The organism is Capnocytophaga endodontalis (assembly GCF_002209445.1).
Classification (GTDB): domain Bacteria; phylum Bacteroidota; class Bacteroidia; order Flavobacteriales; family Flavobacteriaceae; genus Capnocytophaga; species Capnocytophaga periodontitidis.
This window is the reverse complement of sequence record NZ_CP022022.1, coordinates 1,563,043-1,587,295: the sequence shown is the minus strand read 5'-3', so window position 1 is coordinate 1,587,295 and position 24,253 is coordinate 1,563,043. Positions and strand designations below refer to the sequence as shown.

The 24,253-nt window shown below is 38.4% G+C and carries 22 protein-coding genes; 9 read left to right on the top strand and 13 right to left on the bottom strand.

Annotated elements, in window-relative coordinates; all coding sequences use genetic code 11:
• Positions 1-11: 11 nt before the first annotated feature.
• Both CBG49_RS07130 and CBG49_RS07125 read right to left on the bottom strand, forming a co-directional pair.
• On the bottom strand, positions 12-1,061 hold the full coding sequence (locus CBG49_RS07130) for a hypothetical protein (protein ID WP_088595283.1): 1,050 nt from the start codon (positions 1,059-1,061) through the stop codon (positions 12-14).
• A gap of 82 nt (positions 1,062-1,143) precedes the next feature.
• Complete coding sequence (locus CBG49_RS07125) at positions 1,144-1,449, bottom strand: DUF4286 family protein (RefSeq protein ID WP_088593954.1); 306 nt, start codon at positions 1,447-1,449, stop codon at positions 1,144-1,146.
• A gap of 74 nt (positions 1,450-1,523) precedes the next feature.
• Here CBG49_RS07125 and CBG49_RS07120 point away from each other — a divergent pair, with 74 nt between their 5' ends.
• Positions 1,524-1,781, top strand: a complete 258-nt coding sequence (locus tag CBG49_RS07120) for a hypothetical protein (RefSeq protein WP_088593953.1) — start codon at positions 1,524-1,526, stop codon at positions 1,779-1,781.
• Positions 1,782-1,844: 63 nt separating this feature from the next.
• A complete protein-coding gene (locus CBG49_RS07115; protein WP_193433081.1) occupies positions 1,845-2,819 on the top strand; it encodes a lytic transglycosylase domain-containing protein in 975 nt (324 codons plus the stop codon).
• A gap of 38 nt (positions 2,820-2,857) precedes the next feature.
• Here the strand turns inward: CBG49_RS07115 and murI are convergent, their stop codons facing one another.
• The 8 genes from murI to CBG49_RS07075 form a co-directional block, all read right to left on the bottom strand.
• Complete coding sequence (gene murI / locus CBG49_RS07110) at positions 2,858-3,673, bottom strand: glutamate racemase (RefSeq protein ID WP_088593951.1); 816 nt, start codon at positions 3,671-3,673, stop codon at positions 2,858-2,860.
• Positions 3,674-3,780: 107 nt separating this feature from the next.
• On the bottom strand, positions 3,781-4,314 hold the full coding sequence (locus tag CBG49_RS07105) for an OmpH/Skp family outer membrane protein (RefSeq protein WP_009412813.1): 534 nt from the start codon (positions 4,312-4,314) through the stop codon (positions 3,781-3,783).
• A 35-nt stretch (positions 4,315-4,349) separates the two neighbouring features.
• Positions 4,350-5,399: an OmpH/Skp family outer membrane protein gene (locus CBG49_RS07100; protein WP_088593950.1), complete on the bottom strand. Its 1,050-nt coding sequence runs from the start codon at positions 5,397-5,399 to the stop codon at positions 4,350-4,352.
• A gap of 20 nt (positions 5,400-5,419) precedes the next feature.
• Positions 5,420-7,954: a BamA/OMP85 family outer membrane protein gene (locus tag CBG49_RS07095; protein WP_088593949.1), complete on the bottom strand. Its 2,535-nt coding sequence runs from the start codon at positions 7,952-7,954 to the stop codon at positions 5,420-5,422.
• 4 nt (positions 7,955-7,958) lie between these two features.
• Positions 7,959-8,681, bottom strand: coding sequence for an isoprenyl transferase (locus CBG49_RS07090; protein ID WP_034555371.1), 723 nt, complete (start codon positions 8,679-8,681; stop codon positions 7,959-7,961).
• A 10-nt stretch (positions 8,682-8,691) separates the two neighbouring features.
• Positions 8,692-9,390, bottom strand: a complete 699-nt coding sequence (gene porG / locus CBG49_RS07085) for a type IX secretion system protein PorG (protein ID WP_009412817.1) — start codon at positions 9,388-9,390, stop codon at positions 8,692-8,694.
• Positions 9,391-9,707: 317 nt separating this feature from the next.
• A complete protein-coding gene (lpdA, locus tag CBG49_RS07080; protein WP_088593948.1) occupies positions 9,708-11,114 on the bottom strand; it encodes a dihydrolipoyl dehydrogenase in 1,407 nt (468 codons plus the stop codon).
• Between the two features lie 33 nt (positions 11,115-11,147).
• Positions 11,148-12,398: a hypothetical protein gene (locus CBG49_RS07075; RefSeq protein WP_088593947.1), complete on the bottom strand. Its 1,251-nt coding sequence runs from the start codon at positions 12,396-12,398 to the stop codon at positions 11,148-11,150.
• Positions 12,399-12,522: 124 nt separating this feature from the next.
• On the opposite strand from CBG49_RS07075, the gene prmA reads away from it, so the two are divergent.
• The 3 genes from prmA to CBG49_RS07060 all read left to right on the top strand — a co-directional run bounded on the left by prmA (position 12,523) and on the right by CBG49_RS07060 (position 15,712).
• Entirely contained in the window at positions 12,523-13,353 is an 831-nt protein-coding gene (prmA, locus tag CBG49_RS07070) for a 50S ribosomal protein L11 methyltransferase (protein ID WP_088593946.1), read from the top strand.
• Between the two features lie 163 nt (positions 13,354-13,516).
• The gene (locus CBG49_RS07065) at positions 13,517-14,209 is read left to right on the top strand and encodes an SMUG2 DNA glycosylase family protein (RefSeq protein ID WP_088593945.1); all 693 of its coding nucleotides are present in this window, start codon (positions 13,517-13,519) and stop codon (positions 14,207-14,209) included.
• A gap of 3 nt (positions 14,210-14,212) precedes the next feature.
• Positions 14,213-15,712 (top strand): phytoene desaturase family protein, encoded by a 1,500-nt coding sequence (locus CBG49_RS07060; RefSeq protein WP_088593944.1) that lies wholly within the window; start codon positions 14,213-14,215, stop codon positions 15,710-15,712.
• On the opposite strand, the gene CBG49_RS07055 is transcribed toward CBG49_RS07060, so the two are convergent.
• From CBG49_RS07055 to metK, 3 genes are all read right to left on the bottom strand, one after another.
• The gene (locus CBG49_RS07055; RefSeq protein ID WP_088593943.1) at positions 15,676-17,739 is read right to left on the bottom strand and encodes a M13 family metallopeptidase; all 2,064 of its coding nucleotides are present in this window, start codon (positions 17,737-17,739) and stop codon (positions 15,676-15,678) included. The two genes, CBG49_RS07060 and CBG49_RS07055, sit on opposite strands and share 37 nt — an antisense overlap.
• Before the next feature lie 136 nt (positions 17,740-17,875).
• A complete protein-coding gene (locus CBG49_RS07050) occupies positions 17,876-18,454 on the bottom strand; it encodes a flavin reductase family protein (RefSeq protein ID WP_009412825.1) in 579 nt (192 codons plus the stop codon).
• A 132-nt stretch (positions 18,455-18,586) separates the two neighbouring features.
• The gene (gene metK / locus CBG49_RS07045; RefSeq protein ID WP_009412826.1) at positions 18,587-19,834 is read right to left on the bottom strand and encodes a methionine adenosyltransferase; all 1,248 of its coding nucleotides are present in this window, start codon (positions 19,832-19,834) and stop codon (positions 18,587-18,589) included.
• Between the two features lie 326 nt (positions 19,835-20,160).
• Between metK and lepA the strand changes: the two genes are divergently transcribed.
• The 4 genes from lepA to CBG49_RS07025 are packed head-to-tail and all read left to right on the top strand — an operon-like array spanning position 20,161 to position 24,239.
• Positions 20,161-21,957, top strand: a complete 1,797-nt coding sequence (gene lepA / locus CBG49_RS07040) for a translation elongation factor 4 (RefSeq protein WP_088593942.1) — start codon at positions 20,161-20,163, stop codon at positions 21,955-21,957.
• Between the two features lie 55 nt (positions 21,958-22,012).
• Entirely contained in the window at positions 22,013-23,014 is a 1,002-nt protein-coding gene (locus CBG49_RS07035; RefSeq protein WP_088593941.1) for an NHL repeat-containing protein, read from the top strand.
• Between the two features lie 47 nt (positions 23,015-23,061).
• Positions 23,062-23,841, top strand: a complete 780-nt coding sequence (locus tag CBG49_RS07030; RefSeq protein ID WP_088593940.1) for a hypothetical protein — start codon at positions 23,062-23,064, stop codon at positions 23,839-23,841.
• 35 nt (positions 23,842-23,876) lie between these two features.
• A complete protein-coding gene (locus CBG49_RS07025) occupies positions 23,877-24,239 on the top strand; it encodes a DUF6331 family protein (protein ID WP_088593939.1) in 363 nt (120 codons plus the stop codon).
• The last annotated feature ends 14 nt before the right edge of the window (positions 24,240-24,253 follow it).

Below are 24,253 nucleotides of genomic sequence, written 5' to 3'. Positions count from 1 at the left end.
TTTAATAGTATTTATCGACGGTTAGAACTTCTGTATCCTTCATTAGAAGAAGAGCCACTACTATAATTACCTCCTCCACTACTGTAATTACCACTTCCCGAGTTACCATAGTTAGAACTTCTACCAGAATTCATTCCTGAGTTCATAGAGTCGTAATTTCTTCTGTTTTCATAACCTGTAGGAGGTGTATTGTATTGTTGTTGATTTTGGTAAGAGGGTCGTCCGCTATAATTATTATTGTTATTGTAGTAACCTTGACTTTGTGAGCGATTATAAGAGCCCCTACCTTCTTCATAACGATTAGCATTGCTTCTGTAATTGTCATCTCTTATAATAGCGCGCCCTCTACCACTATATTCTCTTCCATAAGAGCCTCCAGGTTCATAATAGTAATCTCTTGGACGGTAATAGTAATCATAATATCCTCTGTAATAAGGATAATAACCGTAAGGATAGCCATAATAAGGATAATAGCCATAACTATACCCATAATAAGGATAATAACCATAATAAGGGTAGTAGCCATAGTAAGGATAGTAGCCACCATAGTAGTAGTAATTATCCCAATAAGGATCATAATAGTTACCCCAGCCCCAGCCTAAGGATATACTCCAACCAGAACGATAAGGACGGTAGTATGGATAATTATAATATCCATAGTAAGGATTTGTCCAACTGTGATTGTAGACATTTACATTCACTTGTGAAGGGTTAGAACCCCAACCGCCATAAGAAGAAGTTCCTGAAGCATAGGCATTAGAACGGTAGCTATTTACATCGGTAAAATGGGTAAAACTGCTATCAACAGCAGGATTTTCATACTGTTTGGCTTTATCTCTAAAATAGCTATTATAACCATTGTCGGCATAGCGATTTTCGGGTGGATAATCATAACGTTGAGGAGGCATTTCTCTCTCTACATAACGTGGTCTTTCGGGCACGGGGTCGTTATAAATGCCATCGGCATAGTAATAGCCAACGCAAGAAGTGAATGTGAATGAAACTACGATTGCCAAGACAAGTTGTTTCACTACACTTGTAAGTTTTGCATTCTTTTTCATAGTCATTTTTATTTTAGTTAATAGAGATGAGTTAATAGTTTATAGTCACAAATCAATTTTTATGCCAAATTCTTTTCACTTTTTAGTATTCAGTTTTCACTTCTTTGAGCTGAGTTCCCCAAAAAAGAACTTTCTCTCCAAAAGTTTCGGCAGCTTGTTGTAAAAGTTGAGGGATAGTATTTTCAATAAAATGCATTAACTGAGCGGGAGATGAGGTTTCGCAATGTACTGCATAATGTTTTTCGGGAGCGTCTAACAATTTGAATACTCGTACTTTTTCTATAGTTCCTGAGGTTTTTACTATTGGTAAATAAACAGATTGCAGCCAGTCTTGCCAAAGTAAAAACACTTCATCATTCACTACCATCGTTAAATTGTATACATACATAACTGATTTATTTTTTGCAAAGATAAGAATTAATTTGTAACTTTGCCGGCAAATCACCAATAAATTAAAAATGTATGGCAAGCATTCGCATTTTAAAAAAAGAGATCAACTATGTGTTGGGAGATATCATTGACGCTGTGTATTTCACTGGCAAGATGGGCACTGAAGAAGGTAAAGCTCTTGTAGGAGAAATACTAAATGATTTTGACTCACTTATTGATAAAGTAGCTGATAAATCAGTAGAAAACAGAGGAGCTCATCTCAAACAAGTAAGAAGAGAGTTTGAAGAAAAAGCAGCTATCTTGATTGGAAAACTCAACGCCTTAGCGTAATTTCACTTTGCTAAAGTCATAATCTGCCTTTAGCAAAGTTTTAATTTAAAAAAGAAAACAATAATGAAAAAAACTTTACAATACATTCTTATCAGTGGTGGTGTAGTACTGCTTTCAGGGTTCTTAGTAAACGCTATGTCGGTTAAGAAAGAAGACCAGAATATTTTTGAGCAAGCTGAAGCTGAACTAACAGAAAATCCTCTTGCTATTGAAGATGCTGCTCACCACAAAGATGATTTTTTTGATAATTATAGAGTTTACGCTATTGACTTACCTGAAAAGTTAGATTTTGCAGGTGAAAAAGTGCCTATGGATGACCCTGATGTATACGAACGATTAGACCGAGAATTTCTCGTGAATGTTTATTGGCAGTCCAACAGTTTATTGTTATTCAAGCGCGCTAACAAATATTTCCCCATTATAGAGCCTATACTCAAACGCAATAATATTCCCGATGATTTTAAATACTTAGCTGTTATAGAAAGCGGGCTCACCAATGCTGTATCGCCCTCAGGAGCTAGTGGTTTTTGGCAGTTTATGAAAGCTGCCGCCCAAGAGTACAGTTTAGAGGTAAGCGATCAAGTAGATGAACGTTACCACCTAGAAAAAGCGACACAAGCAGCTTGTGATTACCTGAATAAAGCTAAACGTAGTACGGGTTCGTGGACAATGGCGGCAGCTGCCTACAACGCTGGTGTAGCAGGAATGAATAAACAGACTACTTTTCAGCAAACAAACAACTACTACGATTTGTACTTAAACAGTGAGACTTCGCGCTATGTATTCCGTATTTTGGCAGTTAAGGAAATAATGAAACACCCCAAAAAGTATGGATTCATTTTTGATAAAAAACACTTATACAACGAATTTCCTACTTATAATGTAATGGTAGATAGCACCATAGAAAATCTTACTGATTTTGCTAAAAGCCAAAACGTAACTTACAAAGAGTTAAAAAATTACAATCCTTGGCTACGTGATAGAAAACTTGACAACAAAGATGGCAAAACCTATTACATCAGGATTCCTAAGAGATAGGGATTAGGAGATAGGAATTAGGAGTTAGGAGCTGAAAATTAGAAATTAGAAATTTGCAAGTTTTCTAATCCTTTTTCTTTGGGGGCAAATTGTTTTAATACTTCTGTATTACCATTGGCAAGCCAAAGGTGTTGTGGTATTGCTGTTGTATCTTCGTTGAGCAAATGGTGTTGCAACAGTATATTTCTCGTTTGTTTAGCAACAGCATAGCCCGAATCTATAACTTTGATATGAGCTGGAATGAGTTGTTGTATCTGTGGTAACAAATAGGGATAATGGGTACAGCCCAATACTAAATAATCAATTCCTAAGGCGACCATTGGCAAAAGGTGGCGGCGCAACAATTGAGTCATTTCGGGGCTTTCTATACGTCCTGCTTCTATAAGGTCTACCAGACCCTCGCCTACTTGTTCTATAATTTCGACTTGTTCTTCTTGTTTTAGATGCTCGCTTGTTTTGGCAAAAAGATCGCTCGCAAGAGTGCTACGGGTAGCTAAAACCCCTATTTTTTTTGTTACACTCTGTAAACTTGCTGGTTTGATAGCAGGTTCGATACCAATAAAAGGCACATCCTTATACTTATTCCTCAAATATGAAATTGCATTAGTAGTACCAGTATTACAAGCTACTACTATAATTTTAGCTTTTTGAGCCAACAAAAATTGAGTATTGGCATCACAGAGTGCTATGATTTCTTCCTTAGTTTTTTCTCCATAAGGAGCATTCTTATTATCAGCTAAAAAGAGAGTACTTTCATTAGGCATTAGGGCATTAACTTCCTTCCAAATAGTAGTTCCTCCTACCCCTGAATCAAACAAACCTATGGGAGCAGTACGAAATGTAATCTCATTCATTTTTCTATTATTTTATATCTATGATAGTGCAAAAATAGAAAAAAGTGTTCAGATAGGGAACACTTTTTTCTGTAAAATAAAACCATTTGTAATATGTAATTCTTCAATTAGAAGCCTAATTTCTTTTTCACACTGCTGTAGAGGTCTTCACCAGTAGCAACAATCACGCTTGAACCAGCACTTGAATCTAACACATATTGCAAGCCTTTTTCTTTAGCGATATTTTCGATAGCAGTTTTTACTTTTTTAAGCAATGGTTCTACGAGTTCTTGTTGTTTTTTTTGCAAGCTTTCAGCAGCTGTTTGTTGAGTTTTACGGATATTTTCTTCCATTGTTTTTATTTCCTCAGATTTTTTAAGGAACTCAGCCTCTCTTGCTTTTCTTTGAGCTTCGGAGAGAGCAGCGTACTCATTGTCGTATTTTTGAGCTTTAGCTTGCAATTCTTTGATAGCAGCTTGAATGTCGTTCATATAGCCTTGCTCTAATTTTTTTAACTGAGCTTCAACTGACTTTCTTTCAGGCATTTCTTCCAAGAGTTTTTGCACATTTATATGGGCAACTTTCACTTGTGCAGTGAGCATTGTAGTAGCTCCGAAAAATAGAGCCAATGCAATCATCAATGTTCTAATGTTTCTCATCATCTTGTTTGTAATATTAGTTATTTTAAAATTTTTACTTAGTTTGTAGTGCGCGTTTGAGTTCGCACTTCTTGTTGTTTTTGCAAGCGTTCTGCTTGTTCTTTTTCGCGTTGTGCTTTTAGTGCTTCACGTTCTTGTTGCATTTTCTGTACACGCTCAGCTTGTTCTTTTTCGCGTTGAGTTTTTAAAGCTTCACGCTCTTGTTGCATTTTCTGTACGCGTTCTGCTTGTTCTTTTTCGCGTTGTGCTTTTAGTGCTTCACGTTCTTGTTGCATTTTCTGTACACGTTCTGCTTGTTCTTTTTCGCGTTGAGTTTTTAAAGCTTCACGCTCTTGTTGTGCTTTTTGCTGGCGTTCCGCTTGTTCTTTAGCGCGTTGTGTTCTAAAGGCTTCGCGTTGTTGTTTCATTTCCTCTGTTTTGCGCAAACGCTCTTGTTCATACTGTACGCGGCGTTCTTCACGTGCTTTTTCGGCTTCTTTGCGTTTTTTCACACGTTCTTCCACAAACTCAAAATCATAACTTTCTTTCAAGAGTTCTGCCATATCCTTATTACGGTCGGCAGCATTATCTTTTTTCTTCAAGGCACGGAGTACTACTTTGCTAAGATTGTGTTGTTCATTAGAGAACAACATAGTCGCATCGCTTTTTTCAAATATAAAGTCGTACTTACGCATTTTTCCTATTTCTTGGACTATATTGAACACTTGGTCTTGAATAGGTTTGGCGAGCAAGAACTTTTGATTGATATACTCTCCATTTTTAGCGTCAAATTTCTGTTGTTTATAAGCATTGAGATTATATTCCATCAAAGCGATTTCCTCTTCCTTATCTTTTATTAATTCGGGGGTGAGCAAAGCTTTTTCAGCTTCTAACTTATCTTTTTCAGCTTGTATTTTAGTTTGTCGTTTTTCTATTTCTGCCTGCCATTGTTCTACTTGCAATGCAAACTGTTGGTTTGCAACCTTGTAGTCTTCCAAATTAGCCAAAATATAGTCCATATCCACATAGCCTATACGTGAAGGCTTCTGTGCGAATGAAAGTGTTATTGTTGCCAATAGCACTACAAAAAGAACTGGTAACTTTTTCATAGAAAATATCGTGCCAAAAATTAGAATTGTTGTCCAAAAATGAAATGGGTTTGCCAACCACTGCGGTTTGTACTATTGACCGGATTATCAAAACCATAGCCAAAATCAATACCTAACATACCGAATTGAGGCATAAAGAGTCTCAATCCTAAACCAGCAGAACGCTTGAGTTGGAAAGGATTAAAGTTTGAGAGACCATCGTGTACATTACCACCTTCGGCGAAAGCTAACCCATAGATAGAAGCCATAGGTTTTAGGGTGATAGGGTAACGCAACTCTAATGAGAATTTATTGAATACAGTTTCACCATTATCAGAGGAGAGAGCATAATTCTCATAACCGCGCATTTGTATGTTCTCACGTCCATCCATAGAATAATAACCTAAGCCGTCGCCTCCCATAAAGAAGCGTTCAAAAGGTACTATACCGCGATTGTTGTTATAAGCACCGAGATAACCAAAATCGGCACCAAATTTCAATACAAACTTACTATACAAATTAGTGTACCAAGCTGAAGTGAATTTGAGTTTATAGAATTCCAACCAACGGAAACGTTGTTGGTCTATAGAGGCTATCTTATCACTATCGTTGTTAGCAATAGCTTGTGTACGTTCGTCTAACAATTTAGCATAATCCACTCCATTGAACAGAGAGTAAGGAGGAGTAACCTTTGCACTGATGTTGAAACTACTTCCCGTCATAGGGTAGATAGGGTTAGGGCCACTAGAGTTACGCGATAGAGCAATAGTGTAAGCAAATGAGTTAGACGAACCATCTTTGAAAGTAAAGAGTCCTAAATTAGGATAGTCTTTCAAGTCGTAGTGTTTATAGGTGAGAGTGTGAGCTATTTGGAAATAGTCGTCGGGGACTCTAAGTCGTTTTGCCAAACCGACGTTAAACTCGGTGATGTATACGCGGCGGCTTTTATCGACATTATAACTTCTGTAACTATAGCCAAATTGTTCAGTACGGCTAAAGGATACTGAGAACTGCACTGGCTGTTTACCTCCCATCCAAGGTTCGGTAAAAGAGAATCCATAAGTGCGATAGTATCTACTCACTTGTAAGCTAAGTGATAAGCTTTGACCATCGCCCATAGGTACAGGTCGGTAAGCTTTTCTATTAAATATATTTTTGATAGAGAAGTTGTTGAATGACAGAGCTACCGTTCCGATGAAAGAGCCTCCCCCATAACCACCTTGTAATTGTACTTGACTTGAACCTGTTTCGGTGAGGTTATACTCAATATCTACTGTTCCTGCATTAGGATCGGCGTTTTTAAATTCGGGGTTGATATTTTGTGCATCGAAGAGTTGCAACTGTCCTAACTCACGTACGGTACGCACAACAGCATCCTTACTATATAAGTAACCAGGGCGGGTACGCAATTCGCGATAAATCACATAGTCGTTAGTTTTTTCGTTACCTTTTACTGTTATCTTATTGAAATAAGCAGGTTTTCCTTCTACGATACGAATTTCAAAATTGATAGTATCGTTGACCACTGAGGTTTCTACGGGGTGTACTTGAGAGAAAAGATAACCACTATTTTGGTATAAGTTGGTAATATCTTCGGCATCGGGTTTGGTATTGTCCTGCACACGTTTTTTAAGTAAGACTCCATTATACACATCGCCTTTTTTGATTCCTAAAATTTGGTTAAGTACACGGTCGTTGTAAACGGAGTTTCCAAGAAAGCGGATATCACCAAAATAGTAACGTTTTCCTTCTTCCACAGCAATATTTAAACTCACATTACCGTCTTTTTCTTTAATAAGAGAATCACTTACCACACGGGCATCTCGGTATCCTTTTTCTTTATAGAAATCGATAAGATTCACGAGGTCTTCATCGTAATTCTTTTTAACATATTTAGAGCGTTTCCAGAAACGACCGAACTGTATTTGTTTAGTTTTTTTGAGTTTTTTGCGCAACTTAGCAGAAGTGAATTGCTGGTTGCCTTCGAAAACGATTTTGTCTATTTTTACTTTGTTACCTTTATCGATATGTATAAGCATATCGACTCCGTTTGCATCGGTAGTATCTATTTTAGTATCAATAGTTACTTTAGTATTTAGGTAACCGTCTTTTCGGTATTTATTGGTGATATAGTTTCGGGTATTTGCAATCAAACTCTCATTTACTTTCACACCTTTTTTAATATCGGCATCTTTGAGGAGAGTTTCACCTTTTTTCTGACTAACACCAGATATTTTCACATCAACAAGAGAAGGAGTTTCTCTAATAGCTAATTCCAAAAATACGGTATCACCTTCTACCTTTTTAATATAGATATTGATATCGCTAAACAACTTATAGCTCCATAGTTTATGGATAATAGCGCTAAATTTTTCACTGGGAATTTCGATTACATCGCCCACTTTCAAGCCAGAAGTAGTGAGGATGGTTTGTTCGTTATAACGTTTAGCACCAGTAACTTCGATGCCACCTATGGTATATTTTTTTCCTTGTCCTAATGATATTCTTTCTTCTTCTTGTGCATTCACAAGGCTTACCAAAGCCAAAAAGGCGAGTAATATAATTTTTTTCAGCATAGTTTTACGTAAGTTGTTCGCTTGTTTTTCCAAATCGTCTTTCTCTATTTTGATAATTAAGGAGCGCTTCCTCTAAGTGTTTTTTAGTAAAGTCTGGCCATAGAACCTCAGCAAAATAGAGTTCGGCGTAGGCTATTTGCCATAACAAAAAGTTACTAATGCGGTATTCACCACTGGTACGGATGAGCAAATCTACATCGGGTAGATTATTAGTATACAAATGTTGTTGTATAGTTTGCTCAGTGATTTCATTAGAGGTTAGGGTACCATTTTTCACCTCAGTGGCAATCTGTTTAACAGCGGTGAGCAATTCCTCTCGTGCTCCATAGCTAAGGGCTAAGGTAAGGGTAACCCCCGTGTTGTTTTTTAGTTTATCAATAGTAGCGAGCAATGTTTCACGGGCTTTGGGTGGAAAGCGGTCTAAATTGCCTATTGTATTCAATTTCACATTGTTTTTCAGTAGGTTATCCATCTCTTTTTTTAAGAACTTCACTAATAGTTCCATTAAGGCTTTTACTTCTAAGGCGGGGCGGTTCCAATTTTCAGTAGAGAAAGCGTATAAGGTAAGATAAGGGATTTGATGTTCAACACAATATTCCACTACTTGCCTTACTGTTTGTACACCTTTTTCGTGACCGAAAGCTCTGAGCAAACCTTGTTTTTTTGCCCAGCGCCCATTGCCATCCATTATAATAGCCAAGTGTTTCGGGTATTTGGTTATTTCCATTGGATTTTTACTAATTTCTACAATAACAAGGCCATTCTCCAAAAGTATAGGTAAGAGTGAGTCCTGAAAGGGTATACCAATCATAACTTCTACCTATATTGCCAAAAACAAAGGGGCGGTTTTTAGGCGCTGTACCATCTAAGTTGTTGGTAAGGGTAAAGTGGAACATCACCTCACCTGCCAAGACCAATCGGTTTGTAATTTTAGCTTTTACGCCAAAAGCTACAGGTACGGCAAAATCAAAATCTCGTCGTGAGGTATCAATAGCGTCTGTAGGTTTAGGGTAAGCAGGATCAAAATACAAATCGTCGTGCCAAAATCCTGTAATTCCTCCAAAGATATAGGGGGTAATGGGGCGATCGAGCAGGTTTTTGATTTTGTAGCTAAAGAAATGCCATTCGACACCAGCGGTCATATCGGTAACATCGGTACGGAAGGCAAACTGACGATTGCGTTTCCCTGGGATATCTGATTGAGCATCATTACCACTGATAACTGTTTTAGTAATCTGCACACGAGCAGACATACGTTCGTGGAAGTTCCATTTGAACAATCCTCCGAAAGCAAATTCATTAGGGTAGACGTAGTGAGTGCGACCAATATCAGCAATAGGGTTACTTCCTCCTAAGAAGACCCCTAACTCATATCGCTGTGCTGAGGCGAGTTGCGCCACCAATACTATAAATACGATGTATAACTTTTTGTACATATATACTATTCTATGCAAGGCGCAAATATAGGTGTTTTATGCGACATAACACTCATCATTTATTATTTTTTTGTTTTATTTAACATTTATAATTCTTTAAAAAATACAGTTATATAACTGATTGTTAAATACATACAAACAAAAAACTACTCCTTTACAAAAAATCGCACTGCAAGAGTTTGCTACCAAGATTGTGCCAAAATAACAAAATTGGGATATAAAAATAAAAAAAGGTGAGATGGTTACAATTCAATTTTGCCAAAGTTCGCATCATAATGGGTGATAGAACTTTGGCAAAATTTTGTGTTATTATTATTTTACGCGTGGATAGCACGATTTTCGGTAGCTGCTAAGGCGGCTTCTTTTACAGCTTCGGTGAAAGTGGGGTGTGCGTGGCAAATACGAGCAATATCTTCGGCACTAGCACGGAACTCCATAGCTGTAACGGCTTCGGCTATCATATCGGCAGCACGAGCTCCAATGATATGTACTCCTAATACTTCATCGGTTTGGGAATCTGCTAAGATTTTCACAAAGCCATCGGTATCCATACTAGCACGCGCACGCCCTAAGGCACGAAATGCAAACTGACCTACTTTATAAGCAACTCCATCGGCTTTGAGCTGTTCTTCAGATTTTCCTACTGAGGCAACTTCAGGCCACGTATAGACCACCCCTGGTATGAGATTGTAATCAATATGAGGTTTTTGACCAGCGAGTTGTTCTACTACTAATACCCCTTCTTCTTCGGCTTTATGAGCGAGCATAGCGCCACGTACCACATCGCCTATAGCATAGATATTAGGCACATTAGTTTGCAAGCGGTCGTTTACCACTACCCTACCCCGTTCATCTTTTTGTACACCAGCAGCTTCGAGATTGAGTCCACGTGTATAAGGAAGACGTCCAACGGCTACCAAACAGTAATCACCTTCTAAGCTGATAGTTTCTCCTTTAGGAGAGTTTGCTTTTACAGTCACTATATTACCGTCGCGAGTTACTTCGGTTACTTTATGGCTTGTATAGAGATTAAATCCTTGTTTTTTTAGCACTTTAGTAAGCTCACGTCCTAAACCTCTATCCATTGTAGGGATAATACTATCGGTATATTCCACTACGGATACTTTAGCCCCGAGACGGCTGTACACTTGTCCTAATTCTAAGCCAATCACACCGCCCCCTATTACAATAAGATGTTTAGGTACTTCGCTGAGTTTAAGAGCTTCGGTAGAGGTAATCACACGTTCTTTATCGAGTTTGATAAAAGGTAAAGTTGCGGGTTTAGAGCCTGTAGCTATGATGGTATATTTAGCTTCGATAATTTCGGGAGTACCTTCTTTAGGAGTAATTTTAATTTGAGTAGGAGATTCAAAACTAGCTACGCCTGTAAAAACATCTACTTTGTTTTTTTCCATTAAGAATTTTACTCCGGTACAAGTTTGTTCAACCACAGCCGCTTTGCGTTCAATCATTTTCTCTAAGTTGAACTTCACTTCACCTGTAATTTCGATGCCGTGAGCCTCAAGATGTTGTGTTGCTTCCTCGTAATGATGAGAGGAGTCAAGTAAGGCTTTAGATGGAATACAGCCTACATTGAGACAAGTACCCCCCAAAGTGTTGTATTTTTCTACAAGGGCAGTTTTGAAGCCCAATTGTCCGGCGCGAATTGCAGCCACATAGCCTCCTGGACCAGAACCGATGATAACGATGTCGTACATTTTCATAATAGTTGATATTTATTTGTCAATTAGTTTTTTTTACAATTCTATTTGGTATTGCAATACAAAGGTACCTAAGCGGGTACTCACCTTTTTGTCAGTAGCACTAAAAACAGGACGGTTCTCATACGCTAAAGAAAGTTTGCTTTTTTGTCCTTTGAAATAAGTATTTACACCAACAGAATATATATTTATATTGTTATTAAGAGCTTTATAACTTGCAAAACGCCAACTTGCATTAGGCTGTAGACGGATGTCAGAATTTTCCCATTTAGGAAGCAGATACCCCAATTGCAAGAACAAGCTACTGCCTGTACCTACTGCAGGAGAGGCATTACCGGCACCATTGAGTGAAGTTCCCCCTTCAAAAATGCTATTTGCTCCTACAAATCTCACATAATCATTACCAAAATAGATATTATTAAAACCTACATAAGCTGTAATAGCATCATTTCGTTCGGAAATAGGGGTATCCATAAAGAAATCGACTCCTAAATTGAAATAATCGCGATAAGAAGTATCAGTTGTATTGGTAAAAGTTCTGGCTTTAGCTTGATATTCATACCCCAAACCGAGATTCATAATATGTTTATTACCTATATAAGTGCCATTTCCACCACTAGAAGGCAAAAGATTTCCCTCATTATCCCAAAATTCGTATTTTAAGTAAGCCGATGTAAAGGGTTGAGGATGCCCCTTACTGTAATTGAGAGAAGCAGGAGGTGTAGTTGAATTTTGTAAAGCAGCAAAATACTCGAATTTACCTAACTGACCTTTGGCATAAACGCCTATTCTACGCCCAATATCATCTAGGTGATTGAGTGTATTGAGGTAATAAACTGAAGGGTCGATGGTAAGCATAGATGCATTAGAAAATCCGTTAGAATAACGCCCTGCACCGAGGAAAGTAGTTTTGGCTATACCAATACTTAATTTTTCGCTAAAAGTATACTGAGCAAGAGCATCGAGGAGGCGCAAATTAGCAGTGCGAAGGGTGCTCTGGTTGAAGTTGTTATTTCCTAACAACACATAGAACAACCATTTCTTTTCTACTTGGGCATAGACTCCTAAACGGACACGGCGCACTGAAAAGTCAAACACATTGTTCACCACTTCACCATTCACAGCGGTACCAGGGTTGGTTTCGGTATAACGCGCCCAAAACTGAGCACGAGCAATACCTTGAATGAAAGTATTGCCCTCGTCGTCGAAATTATGACGTAACAACTGAGCCGAAGCAGGCATTACCATCCATAAAGTCACTAAAAACAAAAATACTATCTTTTTCATATTTATGTATTGGGTTAAAGTTTATCATACACCCCGCAAAGATATAACTTTTTTCTTATTTATCACATTCTATTTGCAATTATTTCTTATTTTTGCGCTCTAAATGGATTTTACCTCTCATTGAATGAATTACATAGAATACACTTTTACCATTGCCCCTATGGGGGTTGCTTCTGAAATATTAGTAGCTGAACTCGCCGAAGTAGGCTTTGAGAGCTTTGTAGATACCGAAGCCGGTTTGCAGGCTTATATACAAGAACCCTTTTGGAATGCTAATATACTCTCTGATATACAGATACTTCACAGCGAGGAGTTCCAAATTACCTACACACATCAAACTATTGAACAGGTGAATTGGAATGAGGAATGGGAAAAACACTTCGAGCCTATCACCGTAGACGATAAGTGTACTGTACGTGCTACCTTTCACCCCGAAGCACATACCCCTTATGAAATTGTTATCGACCCTAAGATGAGTTTCGGTACTGGTCATCACGAAACTACTTATATGATGTTGCAATTCCTTTTAAAGGAAGAACTCAAAGGCAAAAAGGTGCTCGATATGGGTTGTGGCACGAGCGTACTCGCTATTATGGCAGCCAAACGCGGTGCTACTGAGGTACTCGCCATTGATGTAGACGAATGGTGCGTAGAGAACTCCATTGAAAACGTAGAACGCAATGGTTGCGATCACATCAAAGTACAGCTGGGAGATGCTTCCTCACTGGCTAATGAAAAAAACTTCGACCTTATTATTGCGAATATCAACCGCAATATTCTCTTAAACGATATACCGCAGTATGTGCCAGCTCTCAAAGCAGGAGGCACTCTCTTGCTCAGTGGTTTTTACAAGGAAGATATACCTCTTATCCGCGAAAAAGCGGAAGCATACGCTCTGCAATACATCGAGAACTTAGAACGCAACAATTGGGTAGCAGTGAAATTTGAGAAATAATAGTTATGATTAGTAAAGAGGCTTTAGATAATTAAGAACCTCCTCATTTAAAAACCTCTCCCCCGTTCCCCCTCCCCGAAGGGAAGGGGGACAATCCGTAAAAGTGAATATTTAGAATACTCTAATGTTGTATTGGAATAAATGAATAATGTTAAAAAACATAATGAAAAATAATACTTTTGCCGATAGAGTTATTAACTTCAACACACATTTGGCATACAACGATGCCCTGCCTAAGGGTTTTGATGTGTTGAATCCTTATATGGATAACCCTGAAACTATGGAGGTAATGCGTGCTTTTTATCACAAGTTCTACAACGATAACCGCCAGCGGAAATTCATTATAGGTATCAATCCCAGCCGACACGGAGCAGGGGTCACAGGCGTTCCTTTTACTGATACCAAGCGATTAGAAAGCGAGTGTGGCATTGCAATGACTTCAGCACATACCCACGAAGTATCATCTGTTTTTATGTATGATATGATACAGCAATATGGTGGAGTAGCTAAATTCTACAATGATTTTTATATCAACTCTCCTTTCCCTTTGGCTATTGTGCGAAAAGCCTCTGACGGCAAATGGCTCAATGCTAATTATTACGATGAGGATACGCTTTTTAAATCGGTAAAGGACTATATGATAGCAACTCTCAAAAAGCACATCGCCTTAGGAGTAGATACTCAAAAGGTATTTGTGTTAGGCAAAAAGAACGCTACTTTCTTACAAAAATTGAATAAAGAAGCTACTTTATTTGGTGAAATGGTAGTATTAGAGCACCCTCGCTTTATCCAACAGTATAAATCAAAAGAAAAACAGTTGTATATTGATAAGTTTTTGACGAGTTTTGGTATATAGACAATGAAGCAATACGATGTTTTGGTGATAGGTAGCGGACTCTCGGGGCTCTTTTCGGCTTTGCTCTTGGCAAAAGCAGGAAAGAGCGTGTGTGTATTGGAGAAAAATGAGCAGTATGGGGGTAACCTGCAAACTTTTGTGCGCAATAATACGCTGTTTGATACAGGAGTGCATTATATAGGAAGTCTCGCAGAAGGTCAGGTACTATATGAGTATTTTAAAGATGTAGGTATTGCCACTCATCTTTCCTTAGAACGTCTTGATATAAACGGCTACGACCGTATTTGTTTTGGCGATACACCTAACGTGATGTATCCTCACGCTCAGGGCTATGAGAACTTCGTAAAACAACTCCTCTCCTATTTCCCTAATGAAAAGAAAGCCTTAGAAGAGTACGCCCACACGATGCAATCTATTTGCGATAAGTTTCCTCTCTACCGCCATAAACAAGCAGTAGCCGATTACGATGTGTATACACTTTCTTTGAAACTCTTAGATTTCCTCAACGGTATCACTACTAACGACCGACTCAAAGCAGTGCTCTTGGGCTCTAGCTTTCTCTATGGAGGTACTGACGAACAGACACCTTTATACGTACACGCACTTTCGGTCAATTCGTATATAGAAAGTGCTTGGCGACTCACACAAGGGGGTAGCCAAATCACCAACTTGCTCATTGAAAAACTACTCCAGTACGGTGCTGACCTCTTCAACCAAAGAGAGGTCATAGGCTTTGAATACAGTGAGGGGAATACTATCAACACAGTACTCACCAAGCAAGGAGAGCAGTTTGTTGCAAAACAAATCATCTCGGCTATAGATGTAAAGCAACTACTCAACATCACAGGCAAAACGCCTTTTAAACCTTCTTTTTGCAAACGCGTGCAGGGCTTACAACCTACGGTTGCTGCCTTTTCATTACATTTAGTACTCAAGCCAAATTCTTTTCGCTACTTTCCTTATAATGTGTATTGGTTTAAGGATAATAACAGTGTTTACCACGCTACTAACTACCCTACTAACAACTTCCCGATTTCGTATATGCTCTCTATGAATCCACCAAAGGACAGCAGAGAGTATACTGATAATGTTACTATCCTCACCTATATGAACACTGATGAACTGCAACGCTGGCAAGATAGTTTCACGACCAACACCGAGGGCAACCCAAGAGGCAACCAGTATGAAGTTTTCAAGCAACAACGTGCTATGGATTTATTAGATGTAGTCGCTCAACAATTTCCTACACTCAAAAGTGCTATTGCTCATTACTACACCTCTACACCGCTTACTTACCGCGATTATATAGGCAACCCTACGGGAGCATTGTACGGCTACAAAAAAAACGCTAACCATATAATGGAAAGCGTTTTTATGCCACAAACTCACATCAAAAATTTGTATGTTACAGGGCAGAGTGTTGCAATGCACGGATTAGTAGGAGTTACTATCAGTGCGGTGCTTACCTACCAAATTTTGATGCGGTCTTCAGGTTTTTTATAGAGTTTATCACCTTCTTTTACATCAAAGGCTTTATACCAAGCATCTACATTCACAAGCGGTCCAAATGAACGGAAATATCCTGGGCTGTGAGGGTCAGTTTTTACTTGGTTTGTAAGGTATTTATCAGTAGAAAGCGTACGCCATACAGTACCCCAAGAGATAAAGAAACGTTGATCTTGAGTGAAATTGCTTATTTTACCTATATTACCTTTGTCTTTTAAGTACATTTGCAAAGCATCAAAAGCGATGTTTACCCCACCGAGGTCGGCAATGTTTTCACCACTGGTGAAAGTACCATTTACAAAGACTCCTTTTACAGGTTCGTATTGGTCGTATTGTTTAGCAAGGGCTTTGGTAGCGTTCTCAAAGTTCTTTTTATCTTCAGTAGTCCACCAATTTTTTAGATTACCATCGCCGTCAAATTCAGCGCCACTATCGTCAAATCCGTGTGTCATTTCGTGACCTATTACAGCACCAATACCCCCGAAGTTCACCGCAGGGTCGGCTTCGAAATTGAAGAAAGGAGGTTGTAAGATAGCCGCAGGGAACACAATTTCATTATACAACGGATTGTAATACGCATTCACTGTTTGAGGCGACATACCCCATTTAGTTTTATCTACAGGCTTGCCTACTTTCTCCAAACTCTTTTGGTAAGCCCATTCACTCACGCGTTGCAAGTTAGCAAAATACACTGTTTTAGCAGCCGGTTCAATAGTCAGTTTAGAGTAGTCTTCCCACTTATCGGGGTAACCTACCTTCACAGTAAATTTATTCAGTTTTGTCAAAGCCTTTTCCTTAGTAGCCTCTGACATCCAAGTTACATCTTTGATGTGTTGTGCAAAACTCTTTTTGAGATAGTCTACCAAAGTAACCATTTCTTCTTTAGCTTTAGGTGGAAAATACTTTTCTACATACAATTTACCAAAGGCTTCACCCAAAATACCATTGATAACGCTTAGAGCGCGTTTGTTCATCGGACGTTGTTCTTGTTGTCCTTGTAACTCTTTGCTATAGAAGTTAAAAGAAAGCTCATCGAGTTCTTTGGTAAGGTTGCTCGCGTTATCAGCTACTAATTGATATTTGAGGTAATCTTTGATAAGAGGCAAGTTCTTTTCGTTGATAAACTTATCGTATTGTTTGTACAAACGAATTTCAGAAACAACTACTTTATCAGTGTTCACCCCTACGTTTTTAAGAAACTGAGGTAGATTGAGGTTCTTCACTAATTTGCTGAGCTCAGCCATTGTTTGAGGGTTATAGCTAAGGTTAGGATTGCGGTCTTCCTCATTGGTGAGCATTAGTTTGGCTATAGAGCGCTCAAAATCTACCATTTGTTTAGCTTTCTCAGCAGCTTTATCGTCTTTAAGCACTTTGAAGATAGCCTTTACATAATCTTGATACTTTTGTAAAGCCTCAGTATTCTCCTTGTTGTCTTTTTGATAGTAATCGCGCCCCATACCGATGCTAAAGTTGCCGAGATACACAGTATTCATATTAGAATCCTTCATATCGGCATATACTCCCCAAGCACAGATAGGGTTTTCGCCCTCGCGAGTTACCTCTTCCAAATACTTTTGAAGGTCTGTGAGGTTTTTAATAGCCTCAATCTTATTCAAATAACCTTCAATAGGTTTAAGCCCTTCGGCATCGCGCTTTTTCCAATCGATAAACGATTCGTAGAGGTCTTTTATTTTCTGACCTTCAGTACCTTGAGCGAAGTTTTCCTTGAGGAGATTATCCAAGATGAGCAAGCAATTCTCATCGGTTTTCTCGCGGAGGATATGGAAAGAGCCCCACGTAGGTTTATCGGCTGGTATTTTGGCAGTTTTAGCCCAAGTGCCGTTCACATAGTTGTAAAAATCATCTTGCGGACGCACCGTAGTGTCCATTTCAGCAAGGGAAAGCCCCTTGTCAGCATTTTTGTCTATCATTGCATTTTCTGATTTTTTGTTATTTCCGCCACAAGCAACGATGAGTGCTGCCGACGAAAACAACAGTGCGGTTTTTACTGTTTTTCTCATCATCTTGTATAATGTTTTTGTTTAATGAAGCAAAGGTAAAAAATAATTAGCAATTAACAATAAAGAATATAAAAAAAGCTTTGCTAAACCTTGTAAGAGTTTTAGCAAAGCTTTCTTTTTTCTTACCTCAGATAAGCCATTACTTAATACTGAAATTCAAACCTTTGTGTTCTCCCAATCCGTAATAATGTTTAAAGTTATAGATAAGAGGTTCCCACTCTAATGGATTGATTTTATTACCTTCCATTACCAAATGGTCTTCAGCGTGTACTTGCACAAATTCCAATTCTACAAGTACATAAGCATCGCGGTCATTCACGTTTTTCACTTTAGCTTCTGCCTGAATAGGACATTCGGCAATACGCGGAGGGCGTACTTTTTCTGAAGGTAATTGAGTAAATCCTCCAATACTAAACTTGTCATCAGTATAAGTGTATTTACCCATTTTTTGAGGGGGCACAGGGTTTTGAGCGGTATAAGGGGCAATTGCCTCTACTTTTTCCCACATAGCTGCCGTAGGGAGGTTAAAAACTACCTCGGGCACTTCCATCACATTATGATAAGCCTTGTTTAGTTTTACAAGCGCTATCACAGCATTCGCACCTAAAGTAAAGGTGCTTGAAATAGGCGTTACATCGGCGTTTCCATCTTTATCGGTAGTAGTAAGAAGTACTACAGGAAACCCGTAATAAAACATAGTTGGTAAAAAAGACTTCATACTATTTTTTTTATTTGATGGCACAAAAGTAAGAAAAAAATAACAATTGACAATGAAAAGAATAAAAAACTTTGCCAAAGTTTCAACTTTAGCAAAGTTCATCATTCGTAACTCGTAATTCGTAACTCGTCATTAAAAAAATGCTGCTTTTACTTTTTCTACGAAATCTAATTTTTCCCAAGTAAAGAGTTCTACTTCTATCGTTTTTGTTTTGTGATAGGGAGATGAGAATACTTTGGTTACAACCTCAGGAGTACGCCCCATGTGTCCATAAGAAGCAGTCTCGCTGTAGATAGGATTACGCAATTTTAGGCGTTGTTCTATATCATACGGACGCAAAGGGAAGATTTCTTGTATCTTCTTCGCTATTTCACCATCAGTGAGGTTTACTTTGGCAGTACCATAAGTATTTACATACACACCTGTAGGCTCAGCTACCCCTATGGCATAACTCACTTGTACCAATATTTCATCGGCAACGCCTGCTGCTACTAAGTTTTTGGCGATGTGACGCATAGCATACGCCGCACTGCGGTCTACCTTGCTCGGATCCTTACCAGAGAATGCACCGCCACCGTGCGCTCCTTTACCACCATAAGTATCCACGATGATTTTGCGACCAGTAAGCCCTGTATCGCCGTGAGGACCTCCAATCACAAAAATACCTGTAGGGTTGATGTGGTAAATAATTTTATCGTCAAAAAAAGGTGCGTATTGAGGATACTTTTTAATCACACGCGGAATGAGAATTTTCACGATATCCTCTTTAATTTTCTGGAGCATTTTCTTTTCGGTATCAAAGTCGTCGTGCTGGGTTGAAATCACAATCGTGTTCACACGCACCGGCTTGTTGTCATCGCTATACTCAAGAGTTACCTGACTTTTAGCATCGGGGCGCAAATAGGTAATCTCCTTGTTTTCACGGCGTAATGCGGCCAATTCTCTCAACAAAGCGTGTGAAAGGTCTAAAGCGAGTGGCATATAATTTTCGGTTTCGTTTACCGCATAGCCAAACATCATACCTTGGTCGCCAGCACCTTGTTCTTCAGGTTTTCCGCGATCTACTCCTTGATTGATGTCGGGTGATTGTTCGTGAATAGCCGAAAGCACTCCACACGATTTGGCTTCAAACATATAGTCGCTTTTGGTATAGCCAATTTTCTCAATCACGTTGCGCGCGATTTGTTGTACATCGATGTAGGTGTTTGATTTTACTTCACCAGCCAATATAACCTGACCGGTAGTTACTAATGTCTCGCAAGCCACTTTAGAGTGGGGGTCGAAAGCGAGGAAGTTGTCGATAAGCGCATCGCTAATTTGGTCAGCGATTTTGTCTGGATGTCCTTCTGAAACGGACTCAGAGGTAAATAAATATCCCATTGATAATTATGATTTAGCAGGGGACGCCATTGTAAAGAAGAACTGTTTTAGCATTTTTTGGGAAATACCCCAAGAGGTTGCAATCAGTACAAATTTGTCCTCTTTGTTATTAATTGGCGGCAAAATTACAAAATAAAAAACAATAGACAAATAACAACGAACAATTTTTAGTTGTCAAAGCTCAGACTTCTCTGAAATCCTATCTTCTTCTAAATTTGTTAATTCACTAATTATTTACTACCTTTGCGCCCTTAATTACTGATAGTTGCGGCATATCGCCTCGTAATAACAACTATCAACTAAATAGCTAACGACTAATTTATACGATGAAAAACATACGTAATTTCTGCATTATTGCACATATCGACCACGGCAAGAGTACTTTAGCCGACCGTTTGCTCGACTTTACCCAAACCGTTACTGAACGCGAAAAACAAGACCAACTTTTGGACAATATGGACTTGGAGCGCGAGCGTGGTATTACTATCAAAAGCCACGCTATCCAAATGGAATATGTGTACAAAGGCGAAAAATATATTCTCAACCTTATAGATACCCCAGGTCACGTGGATTTCTCTTATGAGGTATCGCGTTCCATCGCTGCTTGCGAGGGGGCTCTCCTCATCGTAGATGCCGCTCAAAGCATTCAGGCACAAACGATTTCTAACCTCTACTTGGCGCTCGAAAACGACCTTGAAATCATTCCCGTACTCAACAAAATAGACCTACCGAGTGCTAACCCCGAGGAGGTGAAAGACGATATTGTAGATCTGCTCGGTTGCTCGCCCGATGACATTATCCCTGCCAGTGGTAAAACAGGCTTGGGCGTAGAGGCAATTTTGGAGGCGATTATTGAGCGTATTCCTGCCCCTACTGGCGACCCTAAAGCACCGCTACAAGCGTTGATTTTCGACTCGGTGTACAACTCTTTCCGCGGGGTGGAAACCTACTTCCGCGTGATGAACGGCGAAATACGCAAAGGACAGAAAATCAAGTTTATGTCCAATGGCAAAATCTATGATGCCGATGAGGTGGGAACCCTCAAACTCAACCAAGTACCCAAGCAGGTAATTAGCACTGGTGATGTGGGGTACCTTATCACTGGTATCAAAGATGCGCGTGAGGTGAAAGTGGGTGACACGATTACCTCGGCAGTAGACGGTTGTACAGAAGCTATTGATGGTTTTGAGAATGTAAAACCGATGGTATTTGCGGGAATTTATCCGGTAGACACCGAAGATTACGAAGAGTTACGCGCTTCAATGGAAAAACTCCAACTGAACGATGCTTCCTTAGTGTTTACCCCCGAAAGTTCTGCCGCTTTGGGCTTTGGCTTCCGCTGTGGATTCTTGGGGATGTTGCACTTAGAAATTGTGCAAGAGCGCTTGGAACGCGAGTTTGGTATGACCGTGATTACCACCGTGCCCAACGTAAGTTACCACGCCTTTACCAAAAAAGAACCTGAAAAAGCGATTATCGTAAATAACCCTTCTGACCTCCCTGACCCGTCGAAATTAGACCGCGTGGAAGAGCCGTATATCAAGGCGAGCATCATCACCAAATCAGATTTTATAGGTCAGGTGATGTCGCTATGTATTGAAAAACGCGGTGTCATCACCAACCAGCACTACCTCACCCCTGAGCGTGTAGAGCTGAACTTTGATATGCCTCTTGCTGAAATTGTATTCGACTTCTACGACCGCCTTAAAACAGTGAGTAAAGGCTATGCCTCATTCGACTATTCGCCTATTGGGATGCGCGCTTCTAACCTTGTGAAAGTGGATATCCTTATCAACTCACAATCGGTAGATGCCCTCTCTGCCCTTATCCACGCCGATAATGCTTATAACATAGGCAAGAAGATGTGTGAGAAACTCCGCGAACTGATCCCGCGCCAGCAGTTTGACATTCCTATCCAAGCTGCTATTGGGGCTAAAATCATCTCGCGAGAGACTATCAAAGCCCTCCGCAAAGACGTTACTGCCAAGTGTTACGGGGGTGATATCTCGCGTAAGCGTAAGCTCTTAGAGAAACAGAAAGCAGGTAAGAAACGTATGCGCCAAGTAGGTAACGTAGAGATACCACAAAGTGCGTTTATGGCGGTGCTGAAACTGAATGATTAAGAATACACTATACTTTATATTTTAGACAAGTAACATTTTTAATACATATATACAAATGAAAAAATTAGGATTATTATTTTTATTGATTGGAACATTTTTCTCTTGTCAAAAGAAAGAAGATGGTTACTTAGAAGACCCTTACAAAGGTAAATTAAAAGTTACATATATAGAAGAAGCAAAGGGTTGGGTAAAGAATATAGCACTACATAATGAAGACCTTTATTTCATAAGGCAAGACCCTTTTATTGGAAAAATGGATTCAAAAGGAAATACTTCTTCTGTAACCGTTACAAAATCTGATAATTTTAATTTCAATAATGATGGTTCAAGCGTTGCTTTGTCTGACAGTGGAGATGTTTATTATACAAAAGGTCTTTTAGGTCCTCATAAGATTTTTAAATATACACCAAGCACTCAACAAACTACAGAAATTAAAGTAAAATACAATCCCTCATATTTTGAAGGACGTGAAGGTATCCTTGCGCTAACTCGTTACAATAGCAATGAATTTATGTTTTTTGATTTTGTATCAAAAACAATCAAAAGATATTTTCATAATTTAGGAACTATTGTTGATGTAATAGGGTCAGGAAGAGATGAAATTTCTGATGGGACTGGCATAAACGCAAGTTTTCGGGGTATTTCCCAAATGACTGTGTTTGAAAAAAATATATATGTTATTGATGGAGAAAATAGTATTCGTAAAATAGAACCAGAAGGCACATCTTTTAAAGTTACTACTTTGCTCAGAAACTATCCTGAAACCATAAAAGATTTAGCTACTGATGATAATGGAGTAATTTATGTAGTTGCTCATAATCAAGGTATTTTGAAATTTAACCCAACTACTAACCAATTAGAAGACTACTTATCAGGTAAATACATTGAAATGAAAACTCCTAAAAGCGGACTGGGGTATAATGATGTAATTTTTAATGTAGATGCTATATCTATTAAAGGAAAAGATATGTATTTAGCTTATTCTACAACTCTGATAAAAATAGCCAACTTCAAAGAGGAAATTGCTAAATATCTTTTAGAACGAGAAAGAAAGTAATCTTTATGGCTTGAATCTGCCAATAAACCAATAATTATCAAAAAGCTGTGAATTTATTTAAAAATTTATTTAGTAAAGGCAAGAAATCAAATAAAAGTAATGATGCTATAGTGAACTCTATCCGAAAAAGTAAAGAATTTAGAGAAGGAAAAAGATGTTTTCATTATGCCAATTTTGGCTTTTTCTATATCTGTGATGAAAAAGAGTCTGCCTATTATAAGGATATGAACTGTTTTGCCTTAGACAATGTTAATGCTGATTGGGAAGAAAGGGGATGTATTTACTATACCAAAGATACTGGTGAGGTGTTTTATAAATCATTTATGAAAGCTGATTATAGGCTTGTAAAAATTGCTAATTCTTTAAATGAGTTATTTGGAGAAATTAATATGAGTGAAATATTGGTAACAAGGGATGATGACAGCTATTACTTGTGGGTAGAAGAAAATTTTCATTCATATAATATTATTGAATACGTACCTAAATGTGTAGTTCCTAATATTGATTTACGAACTTATTTAAGTGAAAAACATTCGTATTTTCTTTCAAATTATGAAGATTTTTCTAACAAAACATTTATTGAATACTTAACAAGAAAAGAAAAGCATATAGCTGATTTAGTACCTTCAAATTTTTATTTTCGTCACGCCAAAGAAGAGAAAGTGATAGATTTAATTGCTGAAATCAATTCAAAATCTAAAAAATCACATTTTGAAATAATAGAATTTCTTCCCTCTTGTTTTTTAGGAATCATAGATATGAATGATCTTTCTAAAGAAGATGCAAATGAGTTAATAAGACTGGGGTTGATATTTCCGCCTAAATAGAAAATTCATAAAACTATATAAAGATTGTAAATCCTATGCCCATCCTCATCGGAAATAACCTCTTTATCGAAGAACTCCCAGTAGATTACAATGGGAAACTATTAGATCTCGACCTTTATATTGCACCGCTAAATATATTTTTTGATAAGTTAGAGGTAGAATGTGTTAGAGAGTGTTGTGGTATTCAGGCGTTTTCGTTTATACCTGAGGATGTTCACAAGGCGCTTGTAGGACTCTCTGCCGAAACTATTGTAACACAACTCAAAGCAATGCAAACTGCCATTGAGGAACAATGGTGGTACAACACTGTAGGCAGCACTATTCTAAACAATAATTTTGATAGAAAAGTATTTTTGCGACTATTAGTGCATATTATAAAAACCATTGAATCACAATAAAAACACATTTATTT

Coding starts and splice junctions, on each gene's coding strand:
- CBG49_RS07130 (WP_088595283.1), bottom strand. CDS start 1,061: ATGAAAAAGAATGCAAAACTTACAAGTGTAGTGAAACAACTTGTCTTG.
- CBG49_RS07125 (WP_088593954.1), bottom strand. CDS start 1,449: ATGTATGTATACAATTTAACGATGGTAGTGAATGATGAAGTGTTTTTA.
- CBG49_RS07120 (WP_088593953.1), top strand. CDS start 1,524: ATGGCAAGCATTCGCATTTTAAAAAAAGAGATCAACTATGTGTTGGGA.
- CBG49_RS07115 (WP_193433081.1), top strand. CDS start 1,845: ATGAAAAAAACTTTACAATACATTCTTATCAGTGGTGGTGTAGTACTG.
- murI (WP_088593951.1), bottom strand. CDS start 3,673: ATGAATGAGATTACATTTCGTACTGCTCCCATAGGTTTGTTTGATTCA.
- CBG49_RS07105 (WP_009412813.1), bottom strand. CDS start 4,314: ATGATGAGAAACATTAGAACATTGATGATTGCATTGGCTCTATTTTTC.
- CBG49_RS07100 (WP_088593950.1), bottom strand. CDS start 5,399: ATGAAAAAGTTACCAGTTCTTTTTGTAGTGCTATTGGCAACAATAACA.
- CBG49_RS07095 (WP_088593949.1), bottom strand. CDS start 7,954: ATGCTGAAAAAAATTATATTACTCGCCTTTTTGGCTTTGGTAAGCCTT.
- CBG49_RS07090 (WP_034555371.1), bottom strand. CDS start 8,681: ATGGAAATAACCAAATACCCGAAACACTTGGCTATTATAATGGATGGC.
- porG (WP_009412817.1), bottom strand. CDS start 9,390: ATGTACAAAAAGTTATACATCGTATTTATAGTATTGGTGGCGCAACTC.
- lpdA (WP_088593948.1), bottom strand. CDS start 11,114: ATGAAAATGTACGACATCGTTATCATCGGTTCTGGTCCAGGAGGCTAT.
- CBG49_RS07075 (WP_088593947.1), bottom strand. CDS start 12,398: ATGAAAAAGATAGTATTTTTGTTTTTAGTGACTTTATGGATGGTAATG.
- prmA (WP_088593946.1), top strand. CDS start 12,523: ATGAATTACATAGAATACACTTTTACCATTGCCCCTATGGGGGTTGCT.
- CBG49_RS07065 (WP_088593945.1), top strand. CDS start 13,517: ATGAAAAATAATACTTTTGCCGATAGAGTTATTAACTTCAACACACAT.
- CBG49_RS07060 (WP_088593944.1), top strand. CDS start 14,213: ATGAAGCAATACGATGTTTTGGTGATAGGTAGCGGACTCTCGGGGCTC.
- CBG49_RS07055 (WP_088593943.1), bottom strand. CDS start 17,739: ATGATGAGAAAAACAGTAAAAACCGCACTGTTGTTTTCGTCGGCAGCA.
- CBG49_RS07050 (WP_009412825.1), bottom strand. CDS start 18,454: ATGAAGTCTTTTTTACCAACTATGTTTTATTACGGGTTTCCTGTAGTA.
- metK (WP_009412826.1), bottom strand. CDS start 19,834: ATGGGATATTTATTTACCTCTGAGTCCGTTTCAGAAGGACATCCAGAC.
- lepA (WP_088593942.1), top strand. CDS start 20,161: ATGAAAAACATACGTAATTTCTGCATTATTGCACATATCGACCACGGC.
- CBG49_RS07035 (WP_088593941.1), top strand. CDS start 22,013: ATGAAAAAATTAGGATTATTATTTTTATTGATTGGAACATTTTTCTCT.
- CBG49_RS07025 (WP_088593939.1), top strand. CDS start 23,877: ATGCCCATCCTCATCGGAAATAACCTCTTTATCGAAGAACTCCCAGTA.